This window comes from Lactococcus nasutitermitis (assembly GCF_018403765.1).
Classification (GTDB): domain Bacteria; phylum Bacillota; class Bacilli; order Lactobacillales; family Streptococcaceae; genus Lactococcus; species Lactococcus nasutitermitis.
Genome location: NZ_BOVQ01000001.1, coordinates 90,115 through 102,901 on the forward strand (window position 1 = coordinate 90,115; position 12,787 = coordinate 102,901).

The 12,787-nt window shown below is 40.8% G+C and carries 6 protein-coding genes and 1 riboswitch; all 6 genes read right to left on the reverse strand.

Annotated elements, in window-relative coordinates:
- Positions 1-236 precede the first annotated feature (236 nt).
- Positions 237-3,797, reverse strand: coding sequence for a chromosome segregation protein SMC (gene smc / locus KJS36_RS00390; RefSeq protein WP_213533155.1), 3,561 nt, complete (start codon positions 3,795-3,797; stop codon positions 237-239).
- Positions 3,787-4,482, reverse strand: a complete 696-nt coding sequence (gene rnc / locus KJS36_RS00395; RefSeq protein WP_213533157.1) for a ribonuclease III — start codon at positions 4,480-4,482, stop codon at positions 3,787-3,789. Before rnc ends, smc begins: the two co-directional genes overlap by 11 nt.
- A 159-nt stretch (positions 4,483-4,641) precedes the next feature.
- Positions 4,642-5,760, reverse strand: coding sequence for an Ig-like domain-containing protein (locus KJS36_RS00400; protein WP_213533160.1), 1,119 nt, complete (start codon positions 5,758-5,760; stop codon positions 4,642-4,644).
- A gap of 28 nt (positions 5,761-5,788) precedes the next feature.
- Positions 5,789-10,252, reverse strand: a complete 4,464-nt coding sequence (locus tag KJS36_RS00405) for a beta strand repeat-containing protein (protein WP_213533162.1) — start codon at positions 10,250-10,252, stop codon at positions 5,789-5,791.
- A gap of 307 nt (positions 10,253-10,559) precedes the next feature.
- Positions 10,560-12,056 carry a glycerol kinase GlpK gene (gene glpK, locus KJS36_RS00410; protein WP_213533164.1) on the reverse strand — a complete coding sequence of 499 codons (1,497 nt, stop codon included), beginning with the start codon at positions 12,054-12,056 and terminating at the stop codon, positions 10,560-10,562.
- Between the two features lie 94 nt (positions 12,057-12,150).
- Positions 12,151-12,660 carry a QueT transporter family protein gene (locus tag KJS36_RS00415; protein ID WP_213533166.1) on the reverse strand — a complete coding sequence of 170 codons (510 nt, stop codon included), beginning with the start codon at positions 12,658-12,660 and terminating at the stop codon, positions 12,151-12,153.
- Positions 12,658-12,776: riboswitch (PreQ1 riboswitch) on the reverse strand. It overlaps the preceding gene by 3 nt.
- Between the last annotated feature and the right edge of the window lie 11 nt (positions 12,777-12,787).

Below are 12,787 nucleotides of genomic sequence, written 5' to 3' on the forward strand. Positions count from 1 at the left end.
AGTCATTAGTCTAGCTAAAAATAAGTGGCTTATTCTTGTTAGATAATTTTTAATAAGTTACAATTATACGCTAAATTTTTGACTTTTACAAGTCGCAAATCTAGTCTTTATCTATGGCTTAATTCTACCATAATTTTTTTAAATCTGACTTAATTATGAAAATGTGAGATAAGTTATGTTTTTGACAGACTGAGAATAAATTCTCTAGCCCCTACGGCAGTTCTGTCAAAAATTTTTTATGCTTCTTCAAGTTTGACAGAGAGAATTTTTGAAACTCCGGCATCTGCCATGGTCACGCCATACATGGTTCCTGCTGCTGCCATTGTGCCACGACGGTGCGTGACAACAATGAACTGATTGCTGTTGTCAAAATGGTTCATATAGTCGCCAAAACGTTTGACATTTGCCTCGTCTAGCGCGGCTTCAACTTCATCAAGAACGACAAAGGGGACCGTGCGCACGCGCAAAATTGCAAAAATCAGCGCCAAAGCTGTCAGAGCTTTTTCTCCACCACTCATCAGATTGAGGCTAGCGAGTTTTTTTCCTGGTGGCTGAACATTGATTTCAACACCTGCTTCGAGAAGATTGTCACTTGTCAACTCTAAATCTGCGTGTCCGCCAACAAACATTTGTGAAAATGTTGTCTGAAAACTCACACGAATGGCTTCAAATGTTGATTTAAAGCGAATTTTGATTTCGTCATTCATGTCGTCCATCGTGGCAAGCAGGAGATTTTTTGCCTCTGTCAAATCCTCTTTTTGACTCGTCAAAAATTCAAAACGTGTATTGACTTCATCAAACTGCTCAATTGCGTCCAAATTGACCGCTCCGAGCGCGCGAATCTGGCGTTCTAGCTGTTTGAGTTGCTGCTCTGCTTCTGACAAATCTGCAAGAGAAATTTGTCCATCAGTTATATTTTCATCTGCTTCTTGTGCAATATTTGCTTGATTTTTTGCTTCTTCAAAACTCATATTGTAATCACTTGCGAGCTGATTTTGCTTGTCATGAAGCAATTTTTCTGACTGTTCAATTTGCATTTCAAGACGTGTTTTTTGTGTGTTCAAATCCTGATTTTGGGCAATAAATTCGTGATTATGTTGCTCAAAATCTTCCATTTGCGCTGTCAAATCTTCTCGCTCAAATTTCAGACTGACCAGTTGCACATTGACCGCTTGTAGCTTATCTGTTGCTTGCGTGAGTTGTTCTGACAGACTTGTCCGCGTTGCTTCATCAAATTTGACAGAACTGTCAAAAATATCGAGACGTGATTTTTCAGTTGTCAGTTGAGCAAATTCTTCTTGCTGACGCGTTTTTTCCTGATTGCCAAATCTGAGTGCGCTCGTGATTTCTGACAAACGAAGTTTCGCTTGTGTCAGCTGATTTTGCTTAGTCACTTTGAGTTCATTTTGCGCTTGACTGTCGCTCTTGATGCTATCAAGTTGCTGGTCAATTTCTATTTTACGCTGGGCAATCGTTGCCAGTTGAACAGTGATTTTTTCATTGCTATTTGTCAATTCTATCAAAATTTCTGCATTTTCTGAGCCAGCAGATATTTTTGACAGTTCTGTCAAATTATTTTTTTCTTCTGACAGCTGTTCTACTTTGAGCGCAACTGTTTTTTGTGCGAAGCGTCTGTCCTCTCCCAATTCACGGAGATTTGATAAATCGTCTGTCAATAATTTCCGTGCGTTTTGTGCCTTTTGAACCGCCTGTTCAGCCGATTTTAGTTGACTTTCAGCCTGAGCAATTTGCCCAGTCAGCGCTTCAATTTCCGCCGAAGTGAAAGTCGTTGTATTTCGCTTACCAGCCCCACCAGCATAGGAACCACCAGGGTTAATCTGTGTTCCGTCGAGTGTCACAATCCGCACACTGTAACGCATCTCGCGCGCAATCGCTGTCGCATGGTCTGCGCTGTCAACAATTACCGTCGAGCCAAGTAGGCTAGAAACCGCATTATAAAGGCGTTTATCAAAGTTCACAAGATTTATCGCCAAATTCACAAATCCCGTCATCGACTGCAAACGCTGATAAGCATTAAATTCACGCGCCTTAATCGTCGTCAAAGGCAGAAAAGTTGCACGTCCCAGACGATTTTGTCGCAGGTAGGCAATCGCTCCTTTTGCCGCATTTTCATCTTCAGTCACGATATTTTGACTTCCGCCACCTAGCGCAATATCCATCGCCACCGTATATTTCGTGTCAAAAGTCAGCAAATCTGCCATTACGCCAATGATACCACCAAGTTCCGCTTGATGTTGCATGACTGAACGCACACCTTGATAAAGATTGCTATGGTTATCGCGAATATTCTCCAAACTGCTCAACCGCGCTTTTTTCGTGCTCAATTCATTCATCTGAGCATACATTGTATCCTGCGCCGTTTTTTCTTGAACAGCTAGATTTTTTTCTTCCTGCGTTTTCTTATCAAATTCTGCCAAGAGCTTATAAATCTCAGCTTCCAACTCTGCCAATTCTGCCTCAGCTTCTGCTAATTCCTGACTGACTGTAGTCAATTTCTCAGAACGTTCACGTGAATTTTCGTCCCGTTCTGCCAACTGCCGTGTCAAATTTTCAGCCTCAGATTTATTACGCACCATTTGGTTGGACAATTCCGCTTCCTCAGCGACCAAACGGACAAATTCCTCACGCAAACGTTCCATCGCCACTTCAGGACTTTCTGACAAATCTGTCAAAACTGCTGTCAAACGCTCAATTTCATCATCAACAGTCAATTTTTCTTTTGACAGTTCTGTCAAATTTTTCTCAGCCTCAGCCAAGGATTTTTCCAAGTCAGAAAGCTTCTGATTCAGCTCTGACACACGTTCCAAACGCTCAGTCTCCGATTTTTCCGAAGAAGATTTTTGCAAATCAAAACGCTCAATTTTCCGCGTCAGTTCTGCTTTTAATTCCGTCAAAGCCAACGATTCCGCACGCAATTTTTCCTGCTCATCTTCCACAACTCCACGCCTCGTCCGCAAGCCTGTCAATTCCGCATCATAAGTCTCCTGCCGTTTTGACAGTTCTGTCAAACTTTCCAAAACCTCTAACAGCGAAATTTTCGTCTGCTCATACTTCTCTTTTTCGGAAATTAACTGACCCACCAAAACAGAAAGTGCCAATTTTTCACGTCGTCCATCCAATTCACGAAAACGCAAAGCCACATCACGCTGCGCCTGCAAAGGCACAAGCTGACCATTCAACTCAAAGATAATATCTTCCAATCGGTCCAGATTATCCTGCGTTCCTCGCAATTTAGACTCCGTCTCGCTCTTTCGATTTTTATATTTCAGTACACCGGCCGCTTCCTCAAAAATCGCACGCCGTTCCTCAGCTTTCGAATTAAATACTGACTCAATCCGTCCTTGAGAAATAATCGACAAAGAATCCCGACCAAGCCCAGTATCCGTGAACAAATCATGAATATCACGCAAACGACATTTATGACCATTTAGCAAAAATTCCGAATCTCCCGTCCGATACAAACGCCGACAAATCACAACCTCATCATCGTCATCATGTCCAAGCAAATAATTATCCTGATTATCAAAAGTCGCAATAACCTCAGCATAATTCAGCGCACGCCGTTTTTCCGTACCAGAAAAAATCACGTCAGGCATTTTTCCGCCACGTAAAGCTTTCGCCGATTGCTCGCCTAAAACCCAACGCAAAGCTTCGACAATATTTGATTTTCCTGAACCATTCGGACCAACCACCGCTGTAATTCCTTGGTCAAATGCAATCTTCGTTCGGTCAGCAAAAGACTTGAAACCGACAATTTCCATTTTCTTAAGATACATGAATTTGACCCTTTATTGCATCTTCCGCCGCATTTTGCTCAGCAACTTTCTTTGATTTTCCAACACCGCGCCCAAGTTCCTCACCATTGTTATAAACAGCCGCTATAAAAGCACGTTCATGCGCTGGACCTGATTCCTCAATAATCCGATATTCAATCAAAGTATCACCATTAGTCTGCAAGATTTCCTGCAGTTCCGTCTTATAATCCACCACTTTAACATAATCGTTCGCCTTCACATGAGGAATAACCACCTGATAGATAAACTTTTTCACCGCTTCCATTCCCTGATCCAAAAATAAAGCACCCAAAAAAGCCTCAAACAAGTTTTCCAGCGTCGTCTCTCGATTTCGCCCACCTGTTTTTTCTTCACCATGTCCCAATCTCAAAAATTCGCCAAAACCGCAAACACGTGAAAAATTCGCCAAAGATTCCGTCCGCACAATCGAACTCCGCATCTTCGACAATTCCCCCTCCAACTTCTCAGGGTAAGTCCGATACAAATAATCTGATACCACGAGTGACAAAGCCACATCTCCCAAAAATTCCAAACGTTCATTATTTGCAATTTTTGGCAAGCGTTCTTCATTGGTAAAAGACGAGTGAGTAAAAGCTTTACGTAACAACTCATCATCATCAAAGACAATTTCAAATTCATTTTTGAGTTTTTCTTGAAGCTTATCCATATAATACTCCTTTTTATTTTTACTCTTTATTATATCAAAAAATCATCTCAAACGGGGAAAAGCATGACAATCACAAGTCAATACACACTATCCCCACATCAAAATCAAAATAATAAAAGCACCACAAAACATGTAGCACTTTCTCATTTTTAACCAAACTTAATCAGATTTTCTACCTAAACGCAAAACTCTAAGCACAAAAGCAAGCAATAACAAAGCAGCAGCTGAACTCAGCACAATCAACTTCCCACGACCACCAGTAAACGGCAAAAGCATTTTAATTCCTGTCTCCTTCGCCAATACAGTAGTCGTAGCTAACTCACTATCCAAATACCCCGTCTCCGTAGAAACAGCCGTCAAAGTATCATCTTTACTCAAAGTGACAACAGTTGGCACATTAACCACCCAACTTCCATCACTATCAACAACAGCACTAGCCGTTGAACCATTAGCAAAAGTTACCCTAACCGTACTTCCCGCCGTTCCACTACCAGAAATCTGACTATCCCCAGCGTATACATCATCAAATTTTGGTGTCGCAAGTTGTGTTTCCTGACTTGAATCAGACAGCACTGTTAAACTTGTAGCATCACTTACAGTATAAAGTGTCGTATCCGTTGGAAGATTCGTTTGTGTCGCACTGATTATCTGTCCAGCAGTCAAAACCATTTGTGTAGCTGGCACAGATAAATTCCAATCATATAGCCCATTATCATCCGCACTTGTATCCGCCACAGTTTGCTCCACAATACCATTAGGCAAAGTAATTGTAATCGTCGCCCCAGCCGAATCAGCTGTTCCCGTCACACTTGTATCCTTTGCTTTCACAGGATTGATAACAGGAGGATTAGAACCCTTACTCACCAATCCCTTCGCCACAACAGGCTCACTTGCAGTCTGCGAAGCCCCATTTCCGACCGTTGTCTGAACAGCTGTCACTGTTTCCCCTGCAAGCAAAACAATACTAGGTGTATAAACATAATTTCCACTCGTATCAAAATAAGCTGTAACAGTATTTAGCACTGTCTGACCATCGCTCGCTAAAACCCTCACAACAACCTGAGAATTTGCGACACCACTAACGATTACCGAGCTTGTTCCCTCAATGATTGGATTACCACTATTAACCGTCGGCATACTAGAAGCAGCCAAATAAGTAAAAGTTGCCGTCCCCGTATCCGAACCATAAGTTGTCGCAAAACCATGCACCGCATTTCCTCCAAAAAGGAGAAAACTCATCAAAACAAGCAGTCGTCTTATCTTTCTTACACGTTTCAAACTCTCCTCCTTTTTTTAATGAAATCTCTTAATTCGTTGGTACATCTTCCAAAGTCCAATGCAAAGTATCTGTCGCCTTGGACACACTATTTGTCAATCCTGTCGCCGGAAATGACAGATAAAACTCAGGACTAATTGTCACCGTCTCCTCACCTTTGGATGTATTACTTCCCAAAGGTGTCGCATAGTTATACACAACAGCAGCTTCTTTAGCTCCCATGATAGTTTCACCATTCGTTTCAAGTTCATCAGAAAGTTCCGCACTACTATCCGAACGAGCTGTCGAACCAAGCAAATTAAGTGTCCCCCCAGCAGCAGCAATCCCACCACTCGTATCATCATAAACTGTCAATTCCCATGGACTAGCCGTTGCCCGCGTATCCAAAATAACCGCAACACTTGTTGTATTCATCTTCTCAGGAATATCTGACCAATTCGGTGGATTGACTGAACTATAAGAACCAAAGTCAATATTAGAAGGTACCGATTGCAAACTCAACGTCCCAGCTGCCATTACCGTCAGATTAACCGTCGTAGCAATTCCATATTTGATTGTCGAAAAAGTCATCGTAGATGTTTGAGCAAGCATCGTATTATTCACCGCCGCAATCAAACTATTCAAAGAACTCATAATACTCGTTGAAGCAGACAATGTTTTTCCATCACTACTAATACTTGTAGAAGCAGAAAGTTGCGTCCCAGCAGGAATAGGATTGCCAGCCGCATCCGTTCCAATAGTCGCTGAAACATTAGCCCCCACAGCACCTACCGAAGTCAAAGGATAACTACTTGGCACACCATTCGTATAAGTCGGGCTTGCCATCAAATCACTCGCAAGAGCCACATCTGTTGTATCATTTTTCAAGATGGCTACCGCTTGCGCCATCGTTAAGGTCACATTTTCTGCTGAGATTGTCCCCGGAATAATCGTGATCTGAGCAGTCGCCGTATTTGTTCCACCTAAACCATTAGGAGCAGAGAAAGTCACTGTAAATACCATACCCGGAGCTATCGAACTCTGAGACAAATCCGTGATGATTTGCTGATAAAGCTGCGTACTCGTATAGCTTGAAGAAACACTATATTGCGTGCCATCATTCCAGCCTGTAATCAAAATATTTGAATTTTGACTCATATTATTCACATCCGTTGCACTCGCAGCAGTAAGTCCAATCAAATCTTGTGCTATTTGATTTCCCGTATTACCAGCATTAAGCCCACTTGCCATATCACTCGCATAAGCATTCACAACCGAAGTGACCGTCGTTGCATTTGATGCAGTAAGCGAACCCGACTGCACCGAAATTGTCCCCGAATAATCATTTCCATTAGACGAATGATAAGTCACTGAAATCGTCGTCCCAGTCGTCGCATAACTACTATTAGACAAAGTTGTCGAAACTGCCTTCGCAAAGTCTGCTTCCGTTGATGTATAAATCGCCGTTGCCGTATTTGTTCCCGTCTGATTATAATAAACCGTCACACTACTTGAACCATTAGCAATAACAATCTCCGCTGGTGTCATTGTCGCCGCACCATTTCCAAGAGTCGAAGTAGGCGCATAAATAGCCCTCAAAGCAAGATAAGTATCCGTTGCACCATTGTATGGATTAGCGCTTGAAGCAGCAGCAATCTCCGCTTCTTGTTGCACCGTAATTCCACCACCTGACACACTCCCAGTTGCAGAAGTCAACGGAGGTGAAGCCGTAGAACCATCATCATTTGTATAGTAAGTCGCCGTATTATAAACCAGAAAACTTGGCGCATTACCAGACAAATTCAACGGACTACTTGTCCAATTTATTTCATTCAAAGCGCCCTGACTATAATTGATTGTATTTGTTCCATTAAAATAATTCGAAGGAAAAAACCCATAATTTCCAGTTGTTGGCATTCCACCAAATCCAAGATTAGGATAAGGCCAAGCACCTGTTCCTGTCGCACTATCTGGCACATAGCCAGCTGTCGCTGTTGAACCGGGAGCATAATCTGTATAGCTTGTACTAGTATTAAGCTTTGCAGGGTCACTCGCAAGCGTCACTGGCTTTGTCGTTTGTGTTCCACCAGGACTTGTACTAGATTGAGGCCATTCCCACTGAATATAAGTACTTTGTCCCAAAACATCTGGCGTCTGAACATCTGCGTGCGTGATATAGTTTGTTGAGCCAATTGTTTGGAAAAATCCAGGATTCATATCTGTTTTTCCACTCCAAGCACTTGTGGGATAGATAAGCGAGGCAAGATTATAAAAAGTTGTTCCATTAACCGTATTTTTAAAATAAGAAGCATAAGCCGATAACGCTCCTGCAGGTGCTGGCGAGCTTCCAGAAATCCCCGTTGTAACATTGACACCATTGACCGCATAAGTTGCACTTGGTGCAACAGTTCCTCCCGCTGTTTCTCCATTTAAGTTCCAAGTACCAGAACCATCTGTACTATTACTCCCATTAAATTCAAACTGACGAATCCCCCCATACTGCATATAAACAACTGAACCCATATCACTTGCATTGCTCGGATTAACATTTAAAGAATAATAATCCGAAATAAATCCATAACCATTTGATGACGAATACCCCTGAATACTTGCAGGAGTAATATTCGGTTTTGTATTTCCAGAAGTAGAAGGCACCAAAATCATGATAGGATAAGCCTGATTTCCAGCTCCCCACCAAGTTCCCTGATAAGATGTATTGTTATTATTACTTGGAGCCGTATTTGGTTCCCAAGTTAAGCTAGAAACACTTGTATAACTCGTTCCCGACTGGTCAGCACTCGCCAAAATAAATCCCGACAAAGTAATCCAAAAAGTATTACTTGGACTCCAACCAGGGTTCAAATTACTAGAATTATAATTAAACAAAGGCGTTTCCAAATCACAGTTTGGAGAAACCGTTAATGTCGAAGCTTGAATAAGCGGACTTGTCCCATTATAAGAACTATTTCCTGTATCTCCCACACCAATATTTAAATCAAGCACACTATTTTCCCAAAGATTAATGTTTCCAAATGTCGAATAGTTACTTTGATAATTTGCATACGGACCAGAACCACTATTTGTCGCCACCACGCCAGAATTATAGATATAACCATTATAACTTCCAGAAGCAGACATCGTCAGCTGATTATTAGGTTCCAGATTTAAAGTTGTAAAGTTATAGATTTGACTACAATTCAAACTCCCAACATTGCTTGAACTCGCTGTCGTAGAACCCAAATTCAGCACCGCTGAATTAACAGGTGGATTACTAGCCAAACTACTAGTATTCGCATTTGTCGTTGTCGTATTAGCATTTGTAAAAGCATCCACACCGTTCGTCCCACCAGAAATAAATGGAACAGTACCAACATTGATATTCATAACCGTTGAAGCCACTAATCCTGCGCTTGTAGCAAGTTTATAAGCCGTTGCAACGATTGGATTTTGAAATGTATCCCCTGGACAGTTCACAGTGACAGTAATAAGCCTTCCAGCCACCAGCGCAGGAGCCATACTATTTGCATCACCATAAATAGTAGCCACAGTTGTTGTCGCTGATAGACCAGATAATCCCAAATTTATATTTCCACTCACTGCTCCTGATGTTGAGTTCCCTGAAAGAGTAAGTGTTCCACCATTCGTGCCAGTTACATCCACATAAGTCGCACCTGTCACCTTTCCCTTATTTGCATCACCACCATAGACAGCAAAAATCCCACCAGCCACTGAACTTGCAAAAGCAACATTAGTATTTCCAGATACCGTGCCACCATTTCCTCCACCATAAACAGTCACAGTATTCCCTGATGTATTACTAACATTTACCGCAGTATTTTCTGAAACCACAGTTCCAGAGGCTCCACCACCATAAATAGTCAACGTTCCAGAACCCGTTGAGCCAATCCAAAGATTTGTTGACGTAACCGTTCCAGTCGCTGAACCTCCATAAAGACTAACATTTCCTGTAAAATAAGCCCCACCACGAACAGCAAAGTTTTTACCATTAGCATAGATAGTCGCAGTTCCAGCTAAGTTAATATTACGAAAAACAGTTGGTACATTAACAGTTAAAGTGCTAAACAAAGTCAGAGTTTTTGCAGAACTATCTTGCGTTGACGGAGTAGACAGATTATCACTATTGTCCGCTACAAAAGTAATTGATTTTGCACTTGTAACTGACGAAAGCGCACTTACATCCGCAGCAGACAGATTATAGTTACTAGCAAGATAAATAACATAATCCGTTGTTCCAGACGTCATCGCATTCACTGCTGCTGAAATACTCGTTTCAGCTGTTACAGTCGTTCCAGAAATGACCGCTAAACCAGAACTTGGCAAGTTCAAACTATTTATCGAATTAGCATAACCAAAACTATTAGTTGCCAAAGTCATTGCTGGAAAATCACTTGCAGCATAAACTCTATTTCCAGCTGATAACGCACTTTTTCCTAATTCTTTAAAAGGATTTAATTCATCTGGTAAAACCTGCTTAGCCACTTTTGTAACAGGCACAAAAAAGCTCAAAATAGAACTATTTGGAGTAAATATGATGATAAAGCAAAGTAATAACATCAAAAACGTTTTTATATAACGAGAAGTTTTTCTATCCATAGAGACTTTCTAAACAAACAAATATTCTCTGTTGTAAACAACAGAGAACAAAGGAAGCTTCCTTTTTGAAAAATACATATTTATTACACTCTTCACCTATTATATACCTTTTTTTCTCGTCAATACATTACACATTCGTATTCTTTAAATTACTTTTGTATTAAAATAATTTCTCTTTGCTAATCAAAAAGTCCAACTTTTGATTGGACTACACTTTAAAAATACGACTAGCTTCTACCGCTTTTTGCCAATTTTGATAACGTTGTTCTTGCTCTCCTGCTTCCATTTTGGGTTCAAAGACTATCATTTCTTTCTGATGAAGTTCTCTTAGTACGGACCAATCCTCCCAAAAACCAACAGCAAGTCCAGCCAACATTGCAGTTCCCCACGCAGTAGCCTCAGCATCAAAAGGTCGAATAATAGAAGTCTGCAATATATCCGCTTGAAATTGCATCAAATAATCATTCTTCGTTGCCCCACCATCAACAACTAAACGTGGAATATCAATTTGAGTATCTACAACCATAGTATCCAGAACATCCTTAACTTGGTAACAAATCGCCTGTAAGGCAGCCTTTGCAATTTCATTTTTGCTCGTTCCTCGGGTGAGACCAAAAATTGCACCTCGCACCTCCGAATCCCAATAAGGAGCGCCAAGCCCCGTAAATGCTGGAACAAAATAGATATCTTCATGACTTTGAGCAAGTTTTGCCATCTGTTCCGTCTCCGAAGATTTCCGAATAATCCCCAAACCATCACGCAACCACTGAACAACTGACCCAGCAATAAATATTGAACCCTCTAAAGCATACGTAACTTTTCCACTCAGTTGATAAGCGACAGTTGTCAACAACTTATGCTCTGAAAAATGTGGTTTCTCACCAGTATTCATTACCAAAAAAGAACCTGTACCATAAGTATTTTTAACCATTCCCTCATCAAAAGCAAAGTGTCCAACCAAGGCCGCCTGCTGATCCCCAATCAGATTTGCCACAGGGACTCTCTCCCCAAAGAAATGAAAGCTTTTTGTGTAACCATAAATTTCACTATTTCCCTTCACTTCTGGTAACATTATTTCAGGAATATTTAATAACTCTAAAATTTCCTTATCCCATGAACCCTCACTAATATTATACAGCATTGTCCGACTTGCATTCGTGACATCTGTCGCAAAAATTTCCCCCGCAGACAAACGCCAAGCAAGCCAAGTATCAATCGTGCCAAAACAAAGTTCACCAGCTTCAGCACGTTCCTGAGCGCCCTCAATACAATCCAATATCCATCGAATTTTAGTTGCAGAAAAATAAGGGTCAATGACAAGTCCCGTTTTTTCATGAAAAAATTCCTCATAACCATCAGAAATAAGTTTTTCACAAATTTCAGCAGATTGTCGTGATTGCCAGACAAGCGCATGATATATCGGCAATCCTGTCTTCCTGTCCCAGATGACCGTTGTCTCCCGCTGATTCGTAATTCCAATCGCCGCAACTTCCGCTGGTTTTGCATCTGATTGGATAAAAACATCTGCCAGCACAGATTGTACAGATTGCCATATTTCATTTGCATCATGCTCTACCCAACCATTTTCTGGAAAATATTGAGTAAATTCCTTTTGGGCAACTTCAACTTTTTTACCCATTTTATCAAATAAAATCGCTCGACTACTCGTTGTCCCTTGGTCAATAGCTAAAATATATTTTTTCATTTACTCCTCTTCTCTCTGTAATCGCATTCAATTTATTATAACAAAAAAGTTCGACTAGGGTCAAAAAAATTCTTAATCCCAGTCAAACTATATTTTATCGAGCAAAAGAAACGCGTTTACTCAATTTATCAATAATAATTGAACCAATAATCAACGAAGCAAACTCTCCTCCTGCCAAACTAAGCCAAGTAGCAAAAAATGGCAAACGCTCAATAATTACAAGTTCAATCGCAATCGTCACCATACTTGCAGAAAAGAACAACGAGAAGAACAAAAATCCTTTATTTAACACCCCTTTAAAAAAGTACTCATTCTTAAAACGGTCAAACAACCAAATACCAAGACTTAAAAACACCAATGTTGATAAACCACCAACAATCACGTCCACGATTGTAAAACTCATAAAGTTAGAAATCATACAACCAATCGTCACAGCAATAATATACTTTCGATTATAAAAAGCAAGAAAATTCAGCATCTCTGAAATCCGAAATTGTATCGGACCATAACTAATTGCACTCAACACAGGAAGTGTTGTCAGAACAACATAAAGCGTAGCAACAAGAGCGATTGTTGCCAAATCATAAGCAGTCAATTTTTTCAAAATATCTCCTTTATCGTGTGACTATCCGTCCACGAGTTTAATATGCTCAGGCAAAGGCTATAAGTCCTGAGGATTATCGCTATTTCAAGCAAAACAACGTCTATTATTCTACCAAAGTTTTACCAAA